The following is a 24,283-nucleotide window of genomic DNA, read 5'->3' on the forward strand; positions in this document are numbered from 1 at the left end:
TGGCGGACTTTTGTTTTATTGATAGGGGGGATCGTTCGTCTCAAACGATCCTTAGGAACATGACTGATCCTTGATCAACGATTAAGAGGATAACGCCGTTGACAAATATCTCTGGGACTCAATCGGCAGCTAAACTGCAAAAAACGCTAGGGCTCTGGCACATCATTATTATTGGTTTAGCATATATTCAGCCAATGACCTTATTTGACACTTTCGGTTTAGTATCGGAAGAAAGTCATTTTCATGTACCCACCTCGTATATTTTTGCCTTGGTTGCAATCTTGCTGACCTCGTTAAGCTATGGTCACATGATTCGCCGCTACCCATCTTCGGGTTCTGCCTATACTTATGCGCAGAAATCCATTCACCCCAATGTTGGCTTTATGGTGGGCTGGTCATCCTGGCTCGACTACCTGCTGTCGCCAATGGTGAATATTATTCTGGCCGTGATTTATCTGGAAGCGCTGTTCCCGGATGTTAATCATTGGGTCTGGGTCATTGTACTGACCGCGTTTATGACCGGCATCAACCTGCGTGGTGCGCGTTTTGTCGCCAACTTCAACAGTCTGATCGTATTTATCCAGCTTCTGGTCATCGCGATCTTTACCTGGATGGTATTTACCAAACTGCAGGCCGGTTTTAATGCCGATGGCCCGATTAGTGCCGAACAGCGTTATCAGCTCTGGAGCCTGGAACCGTTCTGGAATGAGCTGACCTCAGTCGGTGCGCTGATTACCGGTGCTACCTTACTGTGCTTCTCCTTCACCGGTTTTGACTCCTTAAGCTCGCTGGCAGAAGAAACCAAAGATACCGAAAAGACCCTGCCAAAAGCGATTTTCCTGACTGCGTTAATTGCCGGGATCATCTTTATTGTCAGCACCTACTTCATGCAGATTTACTTCCCGAATGAACCGGGCAGCTACTTCAAGAATATTGCTGAAACTCAGCCAGAAATTCTGATGCTGGTGGGTGGTTCACTGTTCCAGTCCTATGTACTGACCTTCGCAATTGTAACGGTGATGGCTTCGGGTATTTCTGCACATGCCGGTGTATCCCGTTTGATGTACGTGATGGGCCGTGATGGCGTGATCAACAAGAAAATCTTTGGTCATATCAGCCCTCGTAACTTCACACCGTCTTATAACATTCTGATTGTGGGTGCGGTGGCCTTAACTGCGGGCTTTATGGATCTGGATTTCGTGATTTCCCTGATCAGCTTTGGTGCCCTGACTGCATTCAGTTTCGTTAACCTGTCAGTCATTTCACGCTATGCGCTACGTGATGGCCGTACCCGCAATGTTAAAGACATTCTGAACTTTGTGGTGGTGCCGCTCTGTGGTTTTATCGCGGTGTTTGCACTGTGGCTTGAAGTTGATGAAACATCATTGAAATATGGTTTATGGTGGGCAATGGCCGGTATTTTATACCTGGGTTATAAAACCAAAGGCTTTAAACACCCTGCGCCACAACACAATGAATTTGACGATAAACTCTAAGTTTAAGTCATTCAAAAAGGTGCTTCGGCACCTTTTTTGTTTCCACATTTCAGGTCAAGTTTTGACGGCTTGATCCTGCTCACTGAAAAAATAAATAGCGATAAAAAAACCAAGATCAGTGATCCTGGTTTTTTATTCTTCGCGATGATCTGCCCTAGCTTAAAGGCTGGAAACCCTGCTGACGCCAAGCTTCATAGACAATGACCGCTGTGGCATTCGACAGGTTTAAACTGCGGGAGTTTTCTGCCATCGGCAAGCGAATCCAGTGCTCTTGTGGGAACATCAAACGCACATGCTCAGGCAAACCGCGGGTTTCTGGTCCCATCAACAAGGCCACAGGACGGTTTAAATCCGAAGTATGCGGGGTTTCTGTCCCCTTGGTGGTTAATGGATACACCGCATCCACACCTACGCCTTTACTGGCCAAATCGGCCAGACAGTCTTCAATTGAATCCCACAGTTGCATCCGCGCCCATTCGTGGTAATCCAGACCGGCACGTTTCAGCTTTTTATCATCCAGCTCAAAACCCAGGGGCTTGACCAGATGTAACTGAGCACCGGTATTGGCACAAAGCCGGATAATATTACCGGTATTGGCAGGAATTTCAGGCTCATATAACACAACGTGGATCACTTTTTACTCACTATCTGGTTGATTTAAGCAATTAAACTTTCTTGATGGGACAAGGATGCTGTCAGGGTTAAAGCGCTACGCAGTATTGCCCTTTTGCATCTCCGGCAACCATGATTCAACATAGCTGCCACTTGACAGGCGTAGCCTTCGTCTTGCGCTCGGGCAACGCAGTGCGTTGCTTTATCCTCTTTACTTAGGCATAGCCTTCGTCTTGCGCTCGGGCAACACGTTGTGTTGCTTTATCCTCGCTCATGCCATTGCAGTTGTTCGCGCAGCTTCACCACTTCACCAATAATGGTCAGGGTGGGTGCCTGAATTTGATGTTCAGTAACTTTAGATGCAATATCCGCCAAAGTCCCGACCACCACTTTCTGCTCCGGTGTGGTGCCTTTAGACACCAAGGCCACTGGCATATCCGGACGCTGGCCATGGGCAATCAGTTTCTGGCAGATTTTTTCGAGTCCCACCAGTCCCATATACAGCACCAGAGTCTGGTTTTCATAGACCAGCTCGCTCCACGGCAGTTCCGGTGAACCTTCTTTTAAATGCCCAGTCAGGAAACGTACGCTTTGCGCATAGTTGCGATGGGTTAAAGGAATACCGGCATAAGCTGAACAGCCCGATGCTGCGGTAATGCCCGGCACCACCTGAAAACCCACACCTGCAGCAAACAGTTCTTCAATTTCTTCACCGCCACGGCCAAAAATAAACGGATCACCGCCTTTTAAACGGCAGACACGTTTACCTTCCTGCGCATATTTGACCAGCAAGGCATTAATGCCCTCTTGTGGCACAGCATGGTTGGAACGCGCCTTCCCGACATAGATTTTTTCAGCATCACGGCGGCACAGCTCCATAATCGGATCAGACACCAGACGGTCGTAAATCACCACATCGGCCTGCTGCATCAAGCGTAGTGCTTTTAAGGTCAACAGTTCTGGATCACCCGGACCGGCACCGACCAGATACACTTCGCCTTTTGGCGTGGTCCATTCCTGCAAGGCCTGTTCAATCAAACGATTGGCTTCTTGCAGATTGTCATTAAAGACCTGCTCTTTGAGCGGACTGGCATACAGGTTTTCCCAGAAAATCCGGCGTTCATCCGGATTCTGGATTTTGGCCTTGACCGCAGCACGCCATTGACCGGAAAAACTCGCCAGTTTGCCCATGCCATGCGGAATACTGGTTTCCAGTTGGGTGCGAATCTGGCGCGACAACACCGGCGATGCACCATTTGTGGCCACTGAAATCAGCAAAGGCGAACGGTCGACAATGGCCGGCACCATAAAGCGACAATGTGGCGGATCATCGACACTGTTAACCAGCACATTTTCAGCTTCACAAGCCTCAAACACCTGACGGTTGATTGCTGCATCATCGGTGGCAGCAATCACCAGACGATACTGGCGCAGCGGAATTTCAGTATTGAAGGCAGCAGCCTCATAGTGCCCCTGGCTCTGCTGAACCAGTTCCAGTAAAGCGGCATCAATGTCCGGCGCCACCACATCAATAATAGCGCCTGCTTTTTGCAGTAAACCGGCTTTACGGTAGGCAATATGGCCGCCACCGACAATCAGACAGCGTTGCTGTTGCAACTTTAACGAGATTGGAAAAATATCCACAGACTACCTCAGTAATTTAGTTCTGATTGTCTTAAGCAAATTTTGTGCACAAATTGGTGCATTCTGTACATCAACATGAATTTAGTCGATATATTCTGCACCACCCATGTACGGACGTAGCACTTCAGGCACTTCAATTGAGCCATCCGCGCGCTGATAGTTTTCCATCACGGCCAATAAGGTGCGTCCAACCGCCAGACCTGAACCATTCAAGGTATGGACAAATTCAGTTTTCTTCTGGTCGGCACGATAACGCGCTTTCATACGACGCGCCTGGAAATCCCCCATGTTAGAACACGAAGAAATTTCACGATAGGTATTTTGACTTGGCACCCACACTTCCAGGTCATAGGTTTTGGTCGCACCAAAGCCCATATCACCACCACACAGGATGATTTTACGGTACGGCAAGCCCAGCGCCTGCAAAATGCCTTCTGCATGACCGGTCAACTCTTCCAGTGCCTGCATAGAATCTTCAGGTTTAACGATTTGCACCATTTCTACTTTATCAAACTGGTGCTGACGGATTAAACCACGCGTATCACGACCATAAGAACCAGCTTCACTGCGGAAACATGGGGTATGCGCAGCATATTTCAGCGGTAAACGGTCCGCATCAATAATTTCGTCACGGACAAAGTTGGTGACTGGCACTTCCGCGGTTGGAATTAAATAGAACTCTTTTTCACCTTGCAGCTTAAACAGGTCTTCTTCAAATTTTGGTAATTGACCGGTACCACGTAAAGAATCGGCATTGACCAGGTACGGTACATAGGCTTCGGTATAGCCATTTTTCAGGGTATGCGTATCCAGCATAAACTGGGTTAAAGCACGTTGCAGACGCGCCAATGGCCCTTTTAAAACGCTAAAGCGAGAACCGGTCAGCTTGGTCGCGGTTTCAAATTCTAGACCACCCATCCATTCGCCTAAGTCGGTATGATCTTTGATTTCAAAATCAAATTCGCGTGGTGTACCCCAGGTCAGGATTTCCACGTTATCGGCTTCATCTTTACCTTCCGGCACAGATTCATGTGGCAGGTTAGGAATAGTCAGTGATTTGGTTTCAATTTCCGCCTGTAATTCATTTAAAGCCACTTCGGCTGCTTTAATTTCATCACCAATGGCTGACATACGTGCCATGATTTCTGAAGCATCACCACCGGCTTTTTTAATCTGACCGACCTGTTTGGCACCGGCATTACGCTCGGCCTGTAGAGCTTCCGTTTTGGACTGGATTTCTTTACGGCGAGCTTCCAATGATGCCCATTCTTCTACATTGAGTTGCACACCACGTTTTGCCAAGGCTAAATTTACAGCCTCAATATTATTTCTGAGTAATTTCGGGTCGATCATAGCCAATCTTTTGTAAAGAAAAAAACTGGCTATAGTGTAAGCGCTTCGGGTTAAAAAATACAGTAATCCGCTTCACGGCTGGGGCTTATTACAGCAATCTGGCGCAGTTTTTTCACAATTTACTGGGCCGGATACTTCGGCAAACTTGGCAGATATTCAGCTTTAATCAGTTTGTCCACCGCATAATACGGCAGCTCCAGTTCCGGCATGCCTTCTGCATAGGAAGCCAGCTCATACAATGGATAGACAAACACCAGCCCATTGGCGCCATAATAAAAATTGTCACTCAGTCGCAGTTTTTCACGCTGGATGTCGTGCTCATTCAGCCAGTTGTAATTATGGTTAAACAGTTCTTGTACCAGTTTGGCTTCATCACTATTCGGCAGCAGAATATCCTGCAAGGCCAGACGCTTCTTGCTGTTTAAATCAAAGGTCACAAACTCCTGATGATGCATGCCATGCGCTGCTCCGGCCGGATAACTATAACTTTGCATGCTAAAGGTAGCCAGACGGCCATGCTGGCCAATATAACGCACATAGGTCGAACTCAGACTAAGGCGGTTCGGTTCTTCTGTACTATTGGCCTCTGATGCTGACGATGCTGACGATGCTGACGATGCTGACGATGCTGACGATGCTGACGATGCTGACACAGTAGAAGCAGCATCTTCACTAAATGCAATCGGGTCGGCCTTTTTAATCCGCTGCATAAAATACGCATTAATCCACGGCACATTGGTATTGACCGTCTGAATATCGTATTCGGTACAGCCCTCTTCATCACAGCGCTGCTGCTGTTTCAGTTCCACCGGCACCACTTTGGCCTGAATCACGGGAATAGCAGCCGCCTGAGTCTGACTTTGCTCGGCCTCCACCTGAGGTGCGGCATCCTGCTTCGGCTGACAGGCGCTTAACATTAATGCCGTGGTCAGTGCGATTGTCGTGGTGAGCAGATTTGATTTCAGATGTTGCATTGTATTTCCCCTATTTTCATGCTGCAATTTTCAGCAGTTTTCACCCCGCTAAGGCGTTGTATATGCACAATTTAGCCGTTTACCACTATATAAAACTCCTGCTGTTCGATCCTAGAGCAGTTCTGTAACCTGCGATAAAAAATGAAAAATCAACCAAAAACCGCCCACAGCAGTACATCCCAAAATTTATAATATTCCATTAAAATTCATAATGATAATTTTAAAATAAAATTAAATCCTGACTGCACCCTAATCGTGCATCTGCAGCCCATTCAATGGGAAAAATAAATTATCCCAAGATTTATCCACAGAAATTGTGGATTCTTTCACAGGGCAAAAGCAGACAGATCAGCCGTGATTCTGGTTAATCCTTATTTTTGATTAATTTTTAACCATTTTCAGGGGGCAATTTTTATTGCCATTTCGTGCATGTCCGCATGACCTAAGTCGCTCAATTGACTTTCCGTACACTCCTGCCATTGGGCGATTATTCACCTAAAAATAAAGGAGCTATTAAAATGGCTCCTTTATGTTTTGCTTTCACAGATAAAATCTTTTTTAAGAAATGATCAGCACCCCTTATTGATCAATAATATCTGTGCCTTTTGGTGGGGTGAAATTAAAGGTCGAGTTGGCAATGTTCGGGTTCACCTTCACATTGTTAAAACGTACATAGGTGGTTTGACCTAAAGAATCTTCCAGAATCATCAGGCTTGGTGCTTTGTTGGCACCGAAACTAATGGTCAGACTCTGGAAAGCACCGTCATCACTTTTTGGATACAGGGTGTAATAGGTTTTGCCTTGGTTTGGCTGGGTCACCCGGTATGACTGCATAATCTGGTTGGTATTGCCCGATAATAACAGTGCTGGCGTATTGGCAACCTGCTCATCCAGGTTTTGACGCACGGCCTGCTGCAAGTCCGGGTCATAAATCCAGACAGTTTTCCCTGAGGTCACAATGGTCTGTTTGGCCGGACTGGTGGTTTCCCAATAGAATTTACCCGGGCGCGCCACTTTCATTACGCCTTTAAATTCCTGATTCATATGCTGGGCAGTCAGGCCCTTGTTTTTAGGCGCTTTGCCACTGGTTTTGGTGGTCTGCTCGAAGTTGGCGGTCATACTTTTAATATGACTCAATTGTTTGACCAGATTGGCAGTGGCTTGCTGCTCCGATGCTGCCACAGGCGCAGCATACACAGTCGTACTCATCACTGGTGCCAGCGTTGCAGCACCTAATGCCATAGCACACACGGTTTGACGAAGCATTTTCATAGATTCACCTTTTATTGTTGCATATCGCAATGTATTCATGGACTCATCTTAAACCAAATAAAGTGCCTAAATTTAGAGAAAATAAGAAGTTTTGTATGTTTATTAATATCAAATGTTCTTTTTTATCCATCATCATGAAGATCAGGGTTGCTCTCTTTCCCGATGCGACATGCATAAAAAAACCCACAGAAGACTGTGGGTTTTTGTTCTATTGAATCTTATTCAACAGATACGTAGCGACGGCCAAATTGACCTTTCACTTCGAATTTTACTACGCCGTCAGCAGTAGCAAATAAAGTATGGTCACGGCCCATACCTACATTTGCACCAGCGTGGAATTCTGTACCACGTTGACGAACGATGATGTTACCTGCAGTTACAGTTTGACCACCGTAAACTTTAACACCTAACATCTTAGGATTCGAATCACGACCGTTCTTAGTAGAACCACCGGCTTTTTTAGATGCCATGTCTCATTACTCCTAGTGATTAGCCTGAAATACCAGTAATTTTCAACTCGGTGAACCATTGACGGTGACCTTGTTGCTTACGGTAGTGCTTACGACGACGCATTTTGATGATGCGGATTTTGTCGTGACGGCCATGGCCAACCACTTCTGCAGTTACTTTAGCGCCAGCTACAACTGGAGCACCGATTTGAATGCTATCACCGTTTACAAGCATTAATACGTCATCAAACGTAATAGTTGCGCCAGTTTCAGCTTTCAATAATTCAACTTTAAGGGTTTCACCCTCAACTACACGGTGCTGTTTACCACCGCTTTGGATTACTGCGTACATAATGTACTCCAAACATGCCCGTGTCGTCGTGCCGGTAAAGGGATATACCGATCTTAAAACGAACGCCACTGGGGTTATACAAGGGCAGAGATTTTAAGGGATAACGCTGCAAACAACAAGAGATTTAGCCAAAATATTGCATCAGCCGGCTGTTTATTTTATAAACATGCAACGAAAAGCAACAAAAATGGTCAAAACCCTACATTTTTCATTGATCTAATCAAATTGCTTGTTAGAATCGAAAACGCTAGCATGCTGATGCTATCACCGCTGCCTGTCACCGGGAGGCCATTAGCGCCAGCACGAACAGGAAAGCAGACCATTGCCTCGTACTTCATAACGACAACCACAATGGCCGCACCGCAGATTGCAGATTTCCTGTCCAGACGTTTTTCATTGTTACACTATATCGTTGTTACTTGACACAATTGAGGTTCTCCTTCACATGACCATCGACTTTAAGCAAGATATTCTCGCGCCTGTTGCTTCCGATTTTGCCGCGATGGATCAGTTTATTAATGAAGGCATTACCTCAAAAGTCGCACTGGTTATGGCGGTCAGCAAGCATGTGGTGGAAGCCGGCGGCAAACGTATGCGTCCGATTATGTGCTTACTGGCGGCCAAAGCCTGCGGCGCAGAAGATCTGGAACAGGCGCGCAGACTGGCGGCGATTATTGAAATGCTGCATACCGCAACCCTGGTGCATGATGATGTGGTCGATGAATCTGGCTTGCGTCGTGGCCGTCCAACCGCCAATGCCACCTGGAATAACCAGACCGCCGTATTGGTCGGTGACTTCCTGATTTCACGTGCCTTTGACCTGCTGGTCGATTTAAACAACATGACCTTGCTAAAAGATTTCTCGACCGGTACTTGTGAAATTGCCGAAGGTGAAGTACTACAGTTGCAATCACAGCATCAGCCGGACACCACCGAACAGACGTATTTAGATATTATTCACGGCAAAACCTCGCGCCTGTTTGAACTGGCCACCGAAGGTGCCGCCATTTTAACCAACAAGCCGGAATACCGTGAACCTTTACGTGTCTTTGCCGGCCATTTTGGCAATGCCTTCCAGATCATTGACGATATTCTGGATTACACCTCAGATGCCGAAACCCTGGGTAAAAATATCGGCGATGACCTGATGGAAGGTAAACCGACCTTGCCTTTAATTGCCGCCCTGAAAAATACCACAGGTGCGCAACATGAAATTATCCGCCGCAGTATTGCTACGGGCGGAACCTCCGACCTGGCGCAGGTTATCGAGATTGTACAGACGTCAGGTGCATTGGATTATTGCCAGCAACGTGCCACGGAAGAAACCGAAGCCGCAATTGCGGCCTTAAATGCCTTGCCAGATACAATCTATCGTCAGGCCTTGGTCAATCTGGCCAAGCTGGCCCTGCACCGAATTCAATAAATAGCTTCATCCTTGCCTATGCATATAAAATTTTATGACCTATTCCTGAACATGCAGGATCAGCTGGAAACCACGCCCGCTGATCTTGACGAGCAACTGCTCATTGAGCTGGTCAACCGTATTCGACCAGCCAACACCGAAAATAGCGAAGAAATACAAGAAAAGTTTCAGGCCTTTTTACATGCCCTGCTGATTACGCCCAATGCCGCCAATACCTTACAAAGTTTTGTGCTCTGCTTAATCAGCCAGTACAAACAGACCAGCCTGTATGCCGATACCGGCATCCTGTCTTTAGATGGTTTCTGGAGCCAGCTGTTCCAGCGCCTAGGAGCGCATTTTTTACCGCTGATTAATGATCAGAGCCAGCTGCAGGACTTGCTGCGCCGCATTTTCCATCAGCGCAGCGATAAATACTGGCTGGATGATATTGAAGATCAGCAGTGGCAGCAGCTGTTTCGCCTGCTCAATCAGGGCCATCGTAATCAGGATGATAAAAAACTGATTCGTCAGGAAATCATTAAAGCCATTACTGTACTGTCCTATCGGGTCAGCGGAATTGGTTTATACCCGGAATTTATTAATGCCCATCCGGAACTGACCGAATACGAATCGCCATTTTTAGTACAGAACCGTGAAATCAACGATTTCATTGTGCAGTATAAAAACCTGCATCAAAGTGCCGACAAATTTGAAGCGGTAATTCCACCGGATGCCTCACAGGCGCTGGTGATGATTGACCAGTGCCGTGACGTCAGCCATAAAATTCGCCGGGCCACCAAACGGATTGGGGTCAGTGTCAGCCTGACCTATTTACTGTCTTTACTGGAACAGTGTCTGGACCGGATTGAACTGCTGCTGAACCTGATTGTTGAAGAAGATGATGTGCGTTATAGCGCCATGGGCGAGTTGCTGGTCGATATTACCACCGCGCTGTATAGCGAACGCAGTGTCCGCTCCCTGCTGGCCACCAACAGTGAATTGATGGCCTTGCAGGTGACTGAAAATGCAAGCAAAACCGGTGAACATTATGTAAGTACCGACAAGGCCGGCTTTCTGGAAATGTATAAATCGGCTGCCGGTGCCGGGGTCATTATTGCCACCATGGCCACCCTCAAGGTGCTGGCGGCACGTTTAACCCTGGCGCCGCTGATGCAGGCCTTTATTAACAGCATGAACTACTCGCTGGGTTTTATGCTGATTCATGTGCTGCACTTTACTGTGGCCACCAAACAGCCGGCGATGACCGCTGCCGCACTGGCCTCGACCGTACAGCATCGCAAAGGCTCGAAAATGGCGCAAATTGCCGAGCTGGCCGCGCTGATTATCAATATTATCCGGACCCAGTTTATTGCCATTCTGGGCAATATCTCGATTGCCATTCCGGTGGCCGCCCTAATTACCTTTATGTGGGATGCGGCGTTGCATGAGCCTTTAATGAACCATGCCAAAGCCAGCAAAATGCTGCATGACCTGAATCCGTTTACCTCTCTGGCAATTCCACACGCAGCCATTGCCGGTGTGTGTCTGTTTTTATCGGGCCTGATTGCTGGTTACTTCGATAATATGGCGGTGTATCGCAAAGTCGGACCACGGCTACAGGCGCATGCCAAACTGAAAAAATGGATGAGTCAGGAACGGCTGGACCGTTTTGCCGCCTATATTGAACGGAACTTGGGCGCACTGGCCGGTAATTTCCTGTTCGGGGTTATGCTCGGCAGTATGGGCACAATTGGTTATATTCTGGGTCTGCCTTTAGATATCCGGCATATTGCCTTTGCCTCGGCCAACTTTATTCAGGGCTTGATGAACGTCAACGGCAGTCCAGAAATTGGCCTGATTATTGTGTCTTTCCTGGGTGTGCTGTTAATTGGCCTGACCAACTTATTTGTCAGCTTCACCCTCACCATTATTGTGGCCCTGCGCGCACGTCGGGTACGTTTTGAACAGTGGAAGCCATTGGCCAAACTGGTCATGACCCATTTCCTGACCCGGCCCAGTGACTTTTTCTGGCCACCGAAGCAACCTATTGAAGTTGAAGAACAATCTGGCCCGGCCAAGGGTCATCATTAAGGAATTTGTTAATTTATTTTGTCATGTGTTAAAAAGAATTGAAAAAGAAATTAGCATAATTTATACAGGCTTGAAATGTAGTGTACTGGCGAGTACACTTTAATCCATTACCGGACTGCGCTCGGATCAGCTAAACTAACCAGGATTTCGGCATGCCTAATTTTTTGCTTTATCTCGGTGGTTTGTTGTGTTTTTTCAGCGTGTTAATGCTTTATGTTCCAGCGCTCACTGCCCTTGATTCGGCAATTGTAGACTGGTTCAGCCAGCACCGTAACGAGATGTTGAATTCACTAATGACGGGATTATCTGTCGTTGGTGGCATGCCATTTGTATTATTTTTATCCAGTCTTTGGTGTCTGTATCTGGCCAGGCAGAAGGAATATGCAAATATCGTGCTGGTCAGCATTGGACTGATGGGGAGTTTTGCCACTGCCTGGATACTCAAGTATCTGATTGCAAGAGAGCGCCCGCCAGAAATGTATCATCTGGTCAATAGCTATGGTGCCTCATTTCCCAGCGCACACAGTTTTTATGCCGCAACGCTGGGCTGTCTTGCAATTTATGTGTCAATGCAACATCCCGCACATAAAGCCATTGTAATATGTGCTGTTATGTGGATGTTGCTGATGGGAATTTCAAGAGTGTATCTTGGCGTACATTTTCCCTCAGATGTTCTGTCAGGCTGGAGCATAAGTTTTATCTGGATCACGCTGCTCTATCTGATCTTGATCAAGTACAGCCAGCGCAAACCAATGAATAATTTTTAGATAGATAAAATCTAATTGAGGTGGAAGAATGATGTCTGCAAAGCTTTGGGCCCCTGCCCTCACTGCTTGCGCATTGGCCACAAGCATCGCGCTTGTGGGTTGTAGCAAAGATCCAAATGATGCGCAGCAAGCTGCAGCCCAGCAGCAAATGCCTCCAACAGAAGTTGGGGTTATTGTTGTACAGCCACAAAGTGTCGAGCAGTCTGTTGAACTTTCCGGCCGTACCACTGCCTTTGAAATTTCTGAAGTTCGCCCGCAAACCAGCGGTGTGGTGCAGAAACGTCTGTTTACCGAAGGCAGTTATGTACGTGAAGGTCAGGCCTTATACGAAATTGATTCACGGACCAACCGTGCATCGGTAGATAGTGCCCGTGCAGCATTGGCACGTCAGCAGGCTAATCTGAACGTCTTACGTGTCAAAGAAGGCCGTTATCGTCAATTGGTGGGCAGCAATGCCATTTCCAAACAGGAATATGATGACATTGTGGCGCAGGTGAAACTGGCTGAAGCAGATGTCGCGGCCACCCGTGCCGAACTGCGCAATGCAGAAATTAACCTGGGTTATTCAACCGTACGTGCACCAATTTCAGGTCAGACCAACCGTTCTACCGTGACGGCAGGTGCGTTAGTGACTGCCAGCCAGCAGGAACCGCTGGTGACGATTCAGCGTCTGGACCCGATTTATGTGGATATCAACCAGTCGAGTGCTGAACTGCTACGTTTACGCCAGCAACTCAGCAAAGGTGATTTAAACAGCAGTAACAACACCACAGTCAAGCTGAAACTGGAAGATGGCAGCTATTATCCGGTTGAAGGCCGTCTGGCATTCTCTGATGCCAGCGTTAATCCGGACACGGGTACCGTGACTTTACGTGCGGTATTCCCGAATCCAAACCATCTGTTATTGCCAGGCATGTTTGCCACTGCACAGATTGTGCAAGGGGTAATTCCAAATGCTGTGCTGATTCCACAAGCTGCCATTACCCGCACCCCAACCGGTCAGGCCATGGCGATGCTGGTCAATGCCAAAGGTGTGGTTGAACCACGTCCAGTGACCACTGCCGGTATTCAGGGTAAAGACTGGATTGTGACTGAAGGTCTGCAAACCGGTGACAAAGTTATTGTAGAAGGCATTGCCAAAGTCAAGCCGGAACAGAAAGTGGTAGCCAAACCATATCAACCGCAAGCTGCCGCGCCACAAGGTGCCCAGCAACCTGCTGCATCAGATAAGGCAAAACAACCGGCAGATCAGGCGGATGCTCAGGCTGAACAAAAAGCTACTTCAAATACATAAGGGGTAGACTTCAATGGCTCAATTTTTTATTCATCGCCCGATTTTTGCATGGGTGATTGCACTGGTGATCATGTTGGCGGGTATTCTGACCCTGTCCAATATGCCCATTGCCCAGTATCCGACCATTGCGCCGCCAACGGTCACCATTTCTGCGACTTATCCGGGTGCTTCGGCTGAAACAGTTGAAAACACAGTGACCCAGATTATTGAACAGCAGATGAATGGTCTCGATGGCTTGCGTTATATTTCATCGAACAGTGCCGGTAACGGTTCTGCGTCTATTGCGCTGAACTTTGAACAAGGCGTCGATCCTGACATCGCCCAGGTTCAGGTACAGAACAAATTACAGTCTGCCACCGCCCTGCTGCCGGAAGATGTCCAGCGTCAAGGGGTGAGGGTCACCAAATCAGGCGCCAGCTTCCTGCAAGTTCTGGCCTTCTATTCGCCTGATGGCAGCATGTCAGCAAATGACATCAAAGACTATGTTAACTCCAATATTTCTGAACCCTTAAGCCGTGTGGCGGGGGTCGGTGAAGTTCAGGTGTTTGGTGGTTCCTATGCAATGCGCATCTGGCTGGACCCAGCCAAAATGGCCAGCCTGCAAGTCACCCCAAGTGATATTGCCACAGCCATTCGTACCCAGAATGCCCAGGTCGCTGTCGGTCAGTTAGGTGGTGCACCCGCCATAGAAGGTCAGGTGCTCAACGCAACCGTGACGGCACAAAGCCTGCTGCAAACCCCAGAACAGTTCAGCAATATCTTCCTGAAAAATACTGCTTCAGGTGCACAGGTGCGTCTGGGTGATGTAGCTCGTGTAGAACTCGGTGCAGACAACTATCAGTTTGATTCCAAATTCAACGGCAAACCTGCCGGTGGTGTTGCGATTAAACTGGCAACTGGTGCCAACGCGCTGGATACCGCCCAAGCCGTTGAAGAGCGTTTAAAGCTGTTGCGTCCAAACTACCCGCAAGGGATGGTCGATCAGCTGGCCTTTGACACCACACCATTTATTGAATTGTCGATTAAGAGTGTGGTTAAAACCTTAATTGAAGCAATTATTCTGGTATTCCTGGTGATGTTCCTGTTCCTGCAGAACTGGCGCGCTACCATTATTCCAACCATGGCTGTACCGGTGGTGGTCTTGGGGACCTTTGCCGTCATCAACATGTTCGGCTTCTCGATTAACACCCTGACCATGTTTGCGATGGTTCTGGCGATTGGTCTGCTGGTCGATGACGCGATTGTCGTGGTGGAAAACGTGGAACGTGTCATGGTCGAAGAACATCTCGACCCTGTGGCAGCCACTGAAAAGTCAATGAAACAGATTTCCGGTGCGTTAATCGGGATTACCTCGGTGCTGTCTGCGGTATTCGTACCAATGGCATTCTTCGGTGGTACGACCGGGGTGATTTATCGTCAGTTCTCGGTGACCCTGGTCACCGCGATGGTACTGTCGCTGATTGTAGCCTTAACCTTTACCCCAGCCCTGTGTGCGACCATGCTGAAACAGCATGATCCGAACAAGCCAGAAAGCAACGGTCTGTTTGCGCGTTTCTTCCGCTGGTTTAACCGCAGCTTTGAAAAGATGTCGGTGAAATATCAGGGCGGTGTGAACCGTATGACCCACAGCAAGATTTTCTCCGGAATTATTTACGGTGCAGTGCTGGTTGTGATTGTGCTGTTATTCCAGAAACTGCCATCTTCATTCCTGCCGGATGAAGACCAAGGTGTGGTGATGACCTTGGTGCAATTGCCACCAAATGCCAGTCTGGAACGGACTGACAAAGTCATCAGCACCATGACCAACTACTTCCTGGAAAATGAGAAAGAGCATGTCGAGTCTGTGTTTAGTGTGGCCGGCTTCTCCTTCACCGGGGTTGGACAAAACGCAGGTCTGGCCTTCATTAAACTGAAAGACTGGTCAGAACGTACTTCACCAGAATCTCAGATCGGTGCGATTATCCAGCGTGGTATGGCACTGAACATGATTGTTAAAGATGCCTCTTACATCATGCCGCTGCAATTGCCTGCCATGCCTGAACTGGGCGTGAGTTCCGGCTTTAACCTGCAGCTGAAAGATGCCAGCGGTCAGGGTCATGAAAAACTGACCATGGCACGTAACATCATTTTAGGTGAAGCAGCCAAAGATCCACGTCTGGCCGGGGTTCGTCCAAATGGTCAGGAAGATACACCACAGTACCGCGTGATTGTGGACCATGCGCAGGCCGGTGCCTTGGGCGTGAGTATTGCTGAAATTAACAGCACCATGGGCATGGCCTGGGGTGGTTCGTACATCAATGACTTTATCGACCGCGGTCGTGTCAAGAAAGTCTATGTTCAGGGTGAAGCAAGCTCACGTATGATGCCGGAAGACCTCGATCAATGGTATGTACGTAATAACCGCGGCGAAATGGTACCATTCTCGGCCTTTGCAACCGGTGAATGGACTTATGGTTCACCACGTTTAGAGCGTTATAACGGCGTATCCTCCATGAACATTCAGGGTACACCAGCGCCTGGCGTCAGCTCGGGTGATGCGATGGTGGCCATGGAAGAAATTATTGCCAAGCTGCCAGACATGGGCTTGCAAGGTTTCGACTATGAATGGACCGGTCTGTCACTGGAAGAACGTGAATCGGGTGATCAGGCACCATTCCTGTATGCCCTGTCGCTGTTAATCGTCTTCCTGTGTCTGGCAGCGCTGTATGAAAGCTGGTCAATTCCGTTCTCGGTATTACTGGTCGTACCATTAGGTATTGTCGGTGCCCTGTTCCTGACCTTCAGCGGGATGGTGCTGTTCCAGAACCCGAACCTGTCGAATAACATCTACTTCCAGGTGGCGATTATTGCGGTGATTGGTCTGTCTGCGAAAAACGCGATCCTGATTGTCGAATTCGCCAAAGAGTTGCAGGAAAAAGGTGAAGACCTGTTTGAAGCCACTTTACATGCGGCAAAAATGCGTTTACGTCCAATTATCATGACCACTTTAGCCTTCGGTTTTGGTGTACTGCCGCTGGCCCTGTCTTCAGGTGCAGGTGCAGGTAGCCAGCACTCGGTCGGTTATGGTGTTCTGGGCGGCGTAATCAGTTCGACCTTGTTGGGTATCTTCTTTATCCCGGTATTCTACGTGTGGATTCGAAGTATCTTTAAATACAAACCAAAACAACAAAATCATCAGGAGCATGTATCGTGATGCAAAACTTATGGTCTCTTACAGGCCGTGGTATTGCGGTTTCTGCCCTTGCGCTTGCTTTGACAGCCTGTCAGAGTATGCGCGGGCCAGAGCCGGTTGCTCAGGCGAATATTCCGAGCAGCTATAGCAATGCTTCCGGAAGCTCTGTTGCAGAACAGGGTTATAAAGATTTCTTTGCCGATCAGCGCCTGCTACAGGTGCTGGATCTGGCCTTGACCAATAACCGTGATTTACGTACTGCGGCGCTGAACATCCAGCGTGCCCAGCAACAGTACCAGATTACTGAAAATAACCAGTTACCGACCATTGGCGCCAGTGGCAGCGTGTTACGTCAGGACACCATGAGCAATCAGGGTCGTGGCCCAAGCACCTCCTATAACGTAGGTTTAGGGGTCACCGCCTATGAGCTGGATTTCTGGGGTCGGGTCCGCAGCCTGCGTGACAATGCACTGGATAATTTCCTGGCCACCCAAAGTGCCCGTGATGCCACGCAAATTGCCCTGATTGGTCAGGTGTCTCAGGCCTGGCTCAGCTATTCCTTTGCCAATGCCAACCTGAAACTGGCCGAGCAAACTTTAAAGGCCCAGCTTGAATCGTATAACCTGAACAAAAAACGTTTTGACGTTGGCATCGACAGCGAACTGCCGGTACGTCAGGCGCAAATTTCAGTCGAAACCGCACGTAATGATGTGGCCAACTATAAGACTCAGGTGGCGCAGGCACAAAACCTGCTGAATCTGCTGGTGGGTCAACCGGTTCCGGCCAATCTGCTGCCGGCACAGCGTATTACCCGCATTACCTCCAATACTGCAATTGGTGCCGGCTTACCAAGTGATCTGCTGGTAAACCGTCCCGATGTTCGTGCAGCAGAATACCGTCTGTCTGCCGCAGGTGCCAATATTGCCGCAGCGCGTGCCCGTCTGTTCCCGACCATCAGCCTGACCGGTTCCGCCGGTTATGCCTCGGCCGATTTAAGTGACCTGTTCAAATCAGGTAACTTTGTCTGGTCAATTGGTCCAAGTCTGGATATTCCAATCTTTGACTGGGGCACACGTCAGGCCAATATCCGCATTTCAGAAACCGATCAGCAGATTGCGCTGTCAGATTATGAAAAGTCGATTCAGACCGCTTTCCGTGAAGTGAATGATGCCTTGGCAGTGCGTGAAAATATTGGTGACCGGATTGCCGCACAGCGCCGTCTGGTTGAAGCCACCAATACCACCTATCGTCTGTCGGAAGCCCGTTTCCGCGCCGGCATTGACAGCTATCTGACCGTACTGGATGCACAGCGTGCCTCTTATGCAGCCGAGCAAGGGCTGTTATTGCTGGAACAGGCCAATCTGAACAATCAGGTGGAACTGTACAAAACCTTGGGTGGCGGCCTGAAAGCCAACACTTCAGATCAAGTGACCCAGCAGCCGTCTGTGGCAGAACAACGCCGCGCTGCTCAGCAATAAGATTGTCTGAGTTGCAGCGTCAAGCATCAGGGTGATTTCATTCTTATCGCTTGATAATCAAGCCAGTGAGCCTCGCGCTGACTGGCTTTTTCTTTGCCTGATGATGTGCCTGGATCATCCATTAAATAAAAGTAGCTCGATAGAGTGATGAGCAAAGCTAAGAAATCATGTTTTGCTTGTAGTGACTCGCCAAAAGATTTAATACACATCTGCCCGTATAAAACTGTAAAAGAGATGTTTTGATTGCATTTTGCCCGCAGTTTTTCTATCTTCATCAGCAATCTATTGTTATTGGTCATCACATGTTACTGAGTAATTTGGAATCTGTACCCGGACACACCATTCGCCAGCAAATTGATGTGGTAAATGGCAGTACGGTACGCAGCAAGCATGTCGGCCGTGACCTGCTGGCCGGACTGAAAAATATTGTCGGTGGTGAGCTGACAGCCTATACCGAACTGCTGGAAGAATCGCGTCAGGAAGCCATGAACCGAATGATCGACAAAGCGCGCAGCATGGGTGCCAATGCGATTGTCGGAATCCGTTTTTCCACCTCCAACATTGCCCAGGGTGCATCTGAACTGTTCGTTTATGGCACGGCGGTGATTGTCGATCCGATCATGCCGAAACTGCCTGACCCCTTCCCTGCACAGGACTAAGTCATGGATGGATTGCTCCTGCAGCTGCTGATTTTTGCAGTACTGTTTGCCGTTGGCTTTGGTTTTGGCCGTTATAACGAACGCAAGCATTTTCAATATCTGGCCGAACAGGAACAGCGACTGGCCTATATCCAGCTCGACAGCAGCCGCTTTAAAAGCACTGACCTACCCGGCCAACTGGTCAGCAGCAATGTGGTGATTTCACATGATTACTTTAAATATGCAATTGCCAATGTGCAGAATTTACTCGGTGGCCGTCTGACCAGTTATGAAAGTGTGGTGGAACGTGCGCGCCGTGAAGCAATTGTACGCTTAAAGCTGGAAGCCGAGAAAATGGGTGCTACCCAGATTTTAGGCCTGCGTTTAAGCACCACCGAACTGGGGATGCAAGGTGGGATGGTGGAAGTGTTTGCCTATGGGACGGCCATCAAGAAATAAGCTGATGGCCTGATCTGTCTTCATCTCGTCAAATGCTCTGGAACGTATTACTTCACCTTCATTTTACGGATCATTTTATACAGCGTACTTGGCGATAAACGCGACACCCAAACCCCCAGTTTTTCCTTGGCGCCACCAACCACAATATATTCCTCTCCCGCCAGCAAGGCACTGACCGTGGTCTGGGCAAACAGGTCCGGCTCCAGACCATTTTCAATTGCTTCATCCTGATGGCCCTGCGGTTTGCCTTCGCCATTTAAGGCATTAAAGGACACATTGGTTTTGACAAAGCCGGGGAAAATCACCGAAACCTCGACGCCATCTTGCGCCACTTCCGCACGCAAACTGTTGGCCCACATATGAATTGCGGCTTTGGCCGCCGAATAAGAGGCACGGTACTGGGTGCCGAGCAAACCGGCGACACTAGAGACAAAGGCAATCCGTCCCGATTTCTGGGCAATAAAGGTCGGTAACACGGTTTTGGTCAGGAACACCTGCGAGAAATAATCGACTTCCATAATGGCACGTTCTGTCTGCATGGTGGTGTCCTGAATCAGCGCGCGCTGGCTGAGCCCGGCATTGTTAATCAGCCAGTCTATCCGGCCTTTGGCCGCTAACATCTGCGCATAAGCATGCCGTACCTGTGATTCATCGGTAATATCGGCACAAACTGACACATGGCGTTCCGGGTTCAGTAAAGTCACGCGCACCTTTTCCAGTTCTTCATAACGGCGTGCGGTCAGAATGACGTCGGCACCTTGCAAGGCACATTCTTTGGCCAAGGCTTTGCCCAATCCGGAAGATGCCCCGGTAATCCACACCACTTTTCCTGTTAAATCCTGCTTGGCCATGAATCTGTCCCTCTATACGTTCATTTGTTGTGATGAATATCAGTGTAACCGCGCTCTGGCTGCGGGTCATTGCCCACAAAGCCCAGAAAATGATTGAAATACTGTTCCGTTATGCGGGTATCAAACTGGGTGCCGAGTTTTTCCAGCCGCTTATAGCCAAGCTGGGTGGTCAGCTGAATCACCCCGGTCAGGGTTTTATCGACCATAAAATTAAACTTCAGCATTTTCTTTGGCTCGCGGACCAGACTGGTCACGCCCTGATCGACAATCTGGGTAAAAGCCCGAAAGGCTGGCTGGATATAGGCACTATTGCCCTGCCGGATTTGTTCGACACAACCCAAGGTTTCTTTAATCAGCACATTATCGACCGGATAGGCCACATAGGCCTGCCCCTCTTTTTCATAGGTTTTCTGTTGCAGATAATTCACCATCGGCACCAGACGGTCATTGCCAAAAAATGACACCGACCATGGCATATATTTTTGCACGGTATCCATCACCTGCTGCACAATCTTTTCCGATTCACGGTCGGGCGAGCTGCTGGTCCGGGCAATTTCACCAAACACCTGATCGACAATTTCACAGGAAATATGTGACAGCACCTCGCCTAAAGGCTTGGCCAGACTGTGCGGATTACCCTGGTTAAACTGTTGATGTAACTGCTGAAAACGCTGATAGGTAGCTGGGCTTAATTTTAGTGCGATTGAATAGGTCATTGTTGTTCTCGCTTTTTTTCGTCGTTGTTCTGCGAACTTTGCGCATTGTTATTTGCCTACATCATACGACGAGTAAGTGCAGATGCCAATTGCTTAAACAAGCCAATGATTCAGGCTGCCTAAGTCGCCATTTTTTTTGCTACAATAGATGCAATTTTTTATCTACTTTTGATCTGTTCGAACTATGACTGATTCAGCGCAAAATATTGCTACAACTTACGATCCGACCGAGATCGAGAAAAAATGGTACCAAACCTGGGAAGAGCGCGGTTACTTCAAGCCGTCTGAAAAAGGCGAGTCTTTCTGTATCATGATTCCGCCACCAAACGTCACCGGTAGCTTGCACATGGGTCATGGTTTTAACAATGCCATCATGGATGCCTTAACCCGTTATAACCGTATGTCAGGTAAAAATACCTTATGGCAACCGGGGACTGACCACGCAGGTATTGCAACGCAAATGGTTGTCGAGCGTCAGTTGGGTGCGCAAGGCATTAGCCGTCATGATCTTGGTCGTGAAAAATTCCTAGAAAAAGTATGGGAATGGAAAGAACAATCTGGCGGTAACATTACCCGTCAAATCCGTCGTTTAGGTTCTTCTGTGGACTGGTCACGTGAACGCTTCACCATGGATGAAGGTTTATCCAACGCAGTGAAAGAAGTGTTTGTGAAACTGCACGAAGAAGGTTTGATTTACCGCGGTAAACGCCTGGTGAACTGGGACCCTAAACTGCAAACTGCTCTATCTGACCTAGAAGTTGAGTCTGATAAAGAAGAACAAGGTTCACTTTGGCACTTCAAATATTTCTTTGAAGATAAGTCACTTCGCACGCACGATGGTAAAGATCACATCGTGGTTGCAACCACGCGTCCTGAAACATTGTTGGGTGATACAGCGGTTGCGGTTGCCCTTGATGATGAACGTTATGCGCACTTGGTCGGTCAAAATATCATCCTGCCAATTACTGGTCGTGCGGTTCCAATCGTTAAAGATGAATATGTCGACAAAGAATTCGGTACCGGCTGTGTAAAAATTACCCCTGCGCATGACTTCAATGACTATGAAGTCGGTAAACGCTGCGAATTGCCAATCATCAACATCTTCAACAAAAATGCTGAAGTGTTGGCTGAGTTTGAATACATCGCGAAAGCGGGCGAGCAAATTTCTAAAACCATTCCTGCCCCTGCAGACTACATTGGTTTAGAGCGTTTTGAAGCACGTAAAAAGTTAGTCGAACAAGCAGAAGCTGAAGGCTGGTTAGACCAAATTCAACCATACACCTTGAAACCACCTCGCGGTGACCGTTCAGGTGTCATCGTTGAACCGTTATTGACGGATCAATGGTATGTAAAAATTGCACCGCTTGCGAAACCTGCGATTGAAGCGGTTCAAGACGGTCGTATCAAATTCGTGCCTGAGCAGTACAGCAACATGTACATGGCGTGGATGAATAATATTCAAGACTGGTGTATCTCGCGTCAATTGTGGTGGGGTCACCGTATCCCTGCTTGGTACGATGCAGAAGGTAATGTTTACGTGGGTCGTAACGAAGAAGAAGTTCGTGCGAAAAACGGTATTGCCCCTGAAGTTGAATTGAACCAAGACGAAGACGTATTGGATACATGGTTCTCTTCTGGTCTTTGGACATTCTCAACTTTAGGTTGGACAGGTGACGAAGCGAAAGACAAAGAAAACTATTTCTTAAATACTTTCCACCCGACTGATGTATTGGTGACAGGTTTTGACATCATCTTCTTCTGGGTTGCTCGTATGATCATGCTTACGATGCACTTCATGAAAAATGAAGATGGCACGCCACAAGTACCATTCAAAACTGTGTATGTACACGGTTTGGTACGTGATGGCGAAGGTCAGAAGATGTCTAAATCTAAAGGTAACGTGCTTGACCCATTAGATTTGATTGATGGTGTTGATCTTGAAACTTTAGTACAAAAACGTACCACAGGTTTGATGAACCCGAAACAAGCGGCGAAGATTGAAAAATCGACCCGTAAAGAATTCCCTGAAGGGATTCAGTCTTACGGTACAGATGCGGTTCGTTTCACATTCTGTGCGCTTGCCAACACCGGTCGTGACATCAAGTTCGACATGAAGCGTGTTGAAGGTTACCGTAACTTCGCCAACAAAATCTGGAACGCAACCCGTTTCGTAATGATGAACTGCGAAGATCAAGTAATTGGTCAAGAGGTTCGTCAAGACCTTTGGGAATTGCCTGAGCAGTGGATTGTCAGCCGTCTACAAAAAGCGGAAGCTGCGGTTCAACAAGCCTTTGCGACCTATCGTTTAGACTTGGCTGCACAAGCGATTTACGAGTTCATTTGGAATGAATACTGTGACTGGTATGTTGAATTAACCAAACCGGTTCTGAACGATGAAAATGTGTCTGAAGAGCGTAAAGCTGAAGTACGTCGTGTATTGCTCGCGGTCATGGAAGCGTCTTTACGTTTGGCTCATCCGTTGATGCCTTACCTGACTGAAGAAATCTGGCAAACCCTTGCGCCGAAACTGAACATTGTTGGCGAAACGATTATGTTGGCGCAATACCCTGTTGCTGACCAAGCGCTTATCAATGACCAAGCCGAAGCAGATATGCAATGGCTTCAAGGTTTGATTGGTGCGGTACGTAACATTCGTGGTGAAATGGGCCTAGGGAATGCTCGCTTATTGCCTGTTCTTCTTCAAAACACCACTGATGCAGAAAAAGCGCAGATTGCTCGTATTGAACCATTGTTTAAAGCTTTGGCGAAAGTTGAAAGCATTACGTTCCTTGCAGATGCTGAACAACCGCCATTGTCTTCATCAAGTGTTGTCGGTCATGTATCTGTATTCGTTCCAATGAAGGGCTTAATTGACCCTAAAGCGGAATTGGGTCGTCTACAAAAAGACTTAGACAAGGTTCAAAAACAGCATGACCAAATTGCAACTAAACTTGCAAATGAAGGTTTTGTGGCAAAAGCACCTGCCGCTGTGGTTGAAGGCGAGAAAGTAAAACTTGCTGAATTTGCTAATCAGTTAGCGAAGATTAAAGCGAATATGGAGCAAATTGCAGCGCTTTGATTTAAGGGTTATGATTTAATCTAAAGAAAGGGAAGCGCAATGTAGCTTCCCTTTTTATTAAAATAAATTAATTACTTTTATTCTAGTTTGATAAAACTATGCTCAGTTAGACATGATTGATCTTCAATCATTCGATAAATTAAATCTTGTAACTTACAAGTTACAAATATACATCATAATAACA

General features: G+C 47.8%; 20 protein-coding genes. 10 read left to right on the top strand and 10 right to left on the bottom strand.

Annotated features, from left to right (window positions below):
• Positions 1–98: 98 nt before the first annotated feature.
• On the top strand, positions 99–1,496 hold the full coding sequence (locus tag FTT63_RS01485; RefSeq protein WP_005176119.1) for an APC family permease: 1,398 nt from the start codon (positions 99–101) through the stop codon (positions 1,494–1,496).
• Positions 1,497–1,650: 154 nt separating this feature from the next.
• On the opposite strand, the gene FTT63_RS01490 is transcribed toward FTT63_RS01485, so the two are convergent.
• From FTT63_RS01490 to rplU, 7 genes are all read right to left on the bottom strand, one after another.
• Positions 1,651–2,130 (bottom strand): tRNA (cytidine(34)-2'-O)-methyltransferase, encoded by a 480-nt coding sequence (locus FTT63_RS01490; RefSeq protein ID WP_045796434.1) that lies wholly within the window; start codon positions 2,128–2,130, stop codon positions 1,651–1,653.
• Between the two features lie 239 nt (positions 2,131–2,369).
• On the bottom strand, positions 2,370–3,752 hold the full coding sequence (gene cysG / locus FTT63_RS01495; RefSeq protein ID WP_180191909.1) for a siroheme synthase CysG: 1,383 nt from the start codon (positions 3,750–3,752) through the stop codon (positions 2,370–2,372).
• Between the two features lie 81 nt (positions 3,753–3,833).
• Complete coding sequence (gene serS, locus FTT63_RS01500) at positions 3,834–5,105, bottom strand: serine--tRNA ligase (RefSeq protein WP_016659896.1); 1,272 nt, start codon at positions 5,103–5,105, stop codon at positions 3,834–3,836.
• A gap of 119 nt (positions 5,106–5,224) precedes the next feature.
• Positions 5,225–6,079, bottom strand: a complete 855-nt coding sequence (locus FTT63_RS01505; RefSeq protein WP_180191910.1) for a DUF3298 domain-containing protein — start codon at positions 6,077–6,079, stop codon at positions 5,225–5,227.
• Between the two features lie 579 nt (positions 6,080–6,658).
• The gene (lolA, locus tag FTT63_RS01510) at positions 6,659–7,351 is read right to left on the bottom strand and encodes an outer membrane lipoprotein chaperone LolA (RefSeq protein WP_127801500.1); all 693 of its coding nucleotides are present in this window, start codon (positions 7,349–7,351) and stop codon (positions 6,659–6,661) included.
• Positions 7,352–7,569: 218 nt separating this feature from the next.
• Complete coding sequence (gene rpmA / locus FTT63_RS01515; protein ID WP_005176106.1) at positions 7,570–7,821, bottom strand: 50S ribosomal protein L27; 252 nt, start codon at positions 7,819–7,821, stop codon at positions 7,570–7,572.
• Between the two features lie 19 nt (positions 7,822–7,840).
• Positions 7,841–8,152: a 50S ribosomal protein L21 gene (gene rplU, locus FTT63_RS01520; protein WP_005176105.1), complete on the bottom strand. Its 312-nt coding sequence runs from the start codon at positions 8,150–8,152 to the stop codon at positions 7,841–7,843.
• A 445-nt stretch (positions 8,153–8,597) separates the two neighbouring features.
• Between rplU and sdsA the strand changes: the two genes are divergently transcribed.
• The 6 genes from sdsA to adeK all read left to right on the top strand — a co-directional run bounded on the left by sdsA (position 8,598) and on the right by adeK (position 18,356).
• Positions 8,598–9,575: an All-trans-nonaprenyl-diphosphate synthase gene (gene sdsA / locus FTT63_RS01525; RefSeq protein ID WP_127799648.1), complete on the top strand. Its 978-nt coding sequence runs from the start codon at positions 8,598–8,600 to the stop codon at positions 9,573–9,575.
• Positions 9,576–9,593: 18 nt separating this feature from the next.
• Positions 9,594–11,645, top strand: a complete 2,052-nt coding sequence (locus FTT63_RS01530) for a site-specific recombinase (protein ID WP_180191911.1) — start codon at positions 9,594–9,596, stop codon at positions 11,643–11,645.
• A 152-nt stretch (positions 11,646–11,797) separates the two neighbouring features.
• Positions 11,798–12,412: a phosphatase PAP2 family protein gene (locus FTT63_RS01535; protein WP_005176089.1), complete on the top strand. Its 615-nt coding sequence runs from the start codon at positions 11,798–11,800 to the stop codon at positions 12,410–12,412.
• A 28-nt stretch (positions 12,413–12,440) separates the two neighbouring features.
• Entirely contained in the window at positions 12,441–13,706 is a 1,266-nt protein-coding gene (locus FTT63_RS01540) for an efflux RND transporter periplasmic adaptor subunit (RefSeq protein WP_005176086.1), read from the top strand.
• A 13-nt stretch (positions 13,707–13,719) separates the two neighbouring features.
• The gene (locus FTT63_RS01545; protein ID WP_180191912.1) at positions 13,720–16,899 is read left to right on the top strand and encodes an efflux RND transporter permease subunit; all 3,180 of its coding nucleotides are present in this window, start codon (positions 13,720–13,722) and stop codon (positions 16,897–16,899) included.
• Positions 16,899–18,356: a multidrug efflux RND transporter AdeIJK outer membrane channel subunit AdeK gene (gene adeK / locus FTT63_RS01550; RefSeq protein ID WP_005176082.1), complete on the top strand. Its 1,458-nt coding sequence runs from the start codon at positions 16,899–16,901 to the stop codon at positions 18,354–18,356. The genes FTT63_RS01545 and adeK overlap by 1 nt, the downstream gene beginning before the upstream one ends.
• Positions 18,357–18,382: 26 nt before the next feature.
• Here adeK and FTT63_RS01555 read toward each other — a convergent pair whose 3' ends face one another.
• The gene (locus FTT63_RS01555) at positions 18,383–18,655 is read right to left on the bottom strand and encodes a hypothetical protein (protein WP_168396343.1); all 273 of its coding nucleotides are present in this window, start codon (positions 18,653–18,655) and stop codon (positions 18,383–18,385) included.
• A gap of 3 nt (positions 18,656–18,658) precedes the next feature.
• On the opposite strand from FTT63_RS01555, the gene FTT63_RS01560 reads away from it, so the two are divergent.
• The gene (locus FTT63_RS01560) at positions 18,659–19,015 is read left to right on the top strand and encodes a YbjQ family protein (protein ID WP_180191913.1); all 357 of its coding nucleotides are present in this window, start codon (positions 18,659–18,661) and stop codon (positions 19,013–19,015) included.
• A 3-nt stretch (positions 19,016–19,018) separates the two neighbouring features.
• Entirely contained in the window at positions 19,019–19,453 is a 435-nt protein-coding gene (locus FTT63_RS01565; protein ID WP_005176078.1) for a YbjQ family protein, read from the top strand.
• 47 nt (positions 19,454–19,500) lie between these two features.
• Here the strand turns inward: FTT63_RS01565 and FTT63_RS01570 are convergent, their stop codons facing one another.
• Together FTT63_RS01570 and FTT63_RS01575 are read right to left on the bottom strand one after the other, a co-directional pair.
• Positions 19,501–20,304 carry an SDR family NAD(P)-dependent oxidoreductase gene (locus tag FTT63_RS01570; protein ID WP_168396344.1) on the bottom strand — a complete coding sequence of 268 codons (804 nt, stop codon included), beginning with the start codon at positions 20,302–20,304 and terminating at the stop codon, positions 19,501–19,503.
• A 20-nt stretch (positions 20,305–20,324) separates the two neighbouring features.
• Positions 20,325–21,020, bottom strand: a complete 696-nt coding sequence (locus tag FTT63_RS01575; protein WP_005176074.1) for a hypothetical protein — start codon at positions 21,018–21,020, stop codon at positions 20,325–20,327.
• A gap of 184 nt (positions 21,021–21,204) precedes the next feature.
• Here FTT63_RS01575 and FTT63_RS01580 point away from each other — a divergent pair, with 184 nt between their 5' ends.
• A complete protein-coding gene (locus FTT63_RS01580; protein ID WP_168396345.1) occupies positions 21,205–24,099 on the top strand; it encodes a valine--tRNA ligase in 2,895 nt (964 codons plus the stop codon).
• Positions 24,100–24,283: the final 184 nt, after the last annotated feature.

Source organism: Acinetobacter sp. C15, from assembly GCF_013420645.1.
In the GTDB taxonomy this organism is placed as follows: domain Bacteria; phylum Pseudomonadota; class Gammaproteobacteria; order Pseudomonadales; family Moraxellaceae; genus Acinetobacter; species Acinetobacter indicus.

What these genes read in the sequence shown, in the direction of transcription:
- serS (WP_016659896.1), bottom strand. Translation starts at nt 5,105, where the DNA reads ATGATCGACCCGAAATTACTCAGAAATAATATTGAGGCTGTAAATTTA.
- FTT63_RS01505 (WP_180191910.1), bottom strand. Translation starts at nt 6,079, where the DNA reads ATGCAACATCTGAAATCAAATCTGCTCACCACGACAATCGCACTGACC.
- lolA (WP_127801500.1), bottom strand. Translation starts at nt 7,351, where the DNA reads ATGAAAATGCTTCGTCAAACCGTGTGTGCTATGGCATTAGGTGCTGCA.
- rpmA (WP_005176106.1), bottom strand. Translation starts at nt 7,821, where the DNA reads ATGGCATCTAAAAAAGCCGGTGGTTCTACTAAGAACGGTCGTGATTCG.
- rplU (WP_005176105.1), bottom strand. Translation starts at nt 8,152, where the DNA reads ATGTACGCAGTAATCCAAAGCGGTGGTAAACAGCACCGTGTAGTTGAG.
- sdsA (WP_127799648.1), top strand. Translation starts at nt 8,598, where the DNA reads ATGACCATCGACTTTAAGCAAGATATTCTCGCGCCTGTTGCTTCCGAT.
- FTT63_RS01530 (WP_180191911.1), top strand. Translation starts at nt 9,594, where the DNA reads ATGCATATAAAATTTTATGACCTATTCCTGAACATGCAGGATCAGCTG.
- FTT63_RS01535 (WP_005176089.1), top strand. Translation starts at nt 11,798, where the DNA reads ATGCCTAATTTTTTGCTTTATCTCGGTGGTTTGTTGTGTTTTTTCAGC.
- FTT63_RS01540 (WP_005176086.1), top strand. Translation starts at nt 12,441, where the DNA reads ATGATGTCTGCAAAGCTTTGGGCCCCTGCCCTCACTGCTTGCGCATTG.
- FTT63_RS01545 (WP_180191912.1), top strand. Translation starts at nt 13,720, where the DNA reads ATGGCTCAATTTTTTATTCATCGCCCGATTTTTGCATGGGTGATTGCA.
- adeK (WP_005176082.1), top strand. Translation starts at nt 16,899, where the DNA reads ATGCAAAACTTATGGTCTCTTACAGGCCGTGGTATTGCGGTTTCTGCC.
- FTT63_RS01555 (WP_168396343.1), bottom strand. Translation starts at nt 18,655, where the DNA reads ATGACCAATAACAATAGATTGCTGATGAAGATAGAAAAACTGCGGGCA.
- FTT63_RS01560 (WP_180191913.1), top strand. Translation starts at nt 18,659, where the DNA reads ATGTTACTGAGTAATTTGGAATCTGTACCCGGACACACCATTCGCCAG.
- FTT63_RS01565 (WP_005176078.1), top strand. Translation starts at nt 19,019, where the DNA reads ATGGATGGATTGCTCCTGCAGCTGCTGATTTTTGCAGTACTGTTTGCC.
- FTT63_RS01570 (WP_168396344.1), bottom strand. Translation starts at nt 20,304, where the DNA reads ATGGCCAAGCAGGATTTAACAGGAAAAGTGGTGTGGATTACCGGGGCA.
- FTT63_RS01575 (WP_005176074.1), bottom strand. Translation starts at nt 21,020, where the DNA reads ATGACCTATTCAATCGCACTAAAATTAAGCCCAGCTACCTATCAGCGT.
- FTT63_RS01580 (WP_168396345.1), top strand. Translation starts at nt 21,205, where the DNA reads ATGACTGATTCAGCGCAAAATATTGCTACAACTTACGATCCGACCGAG.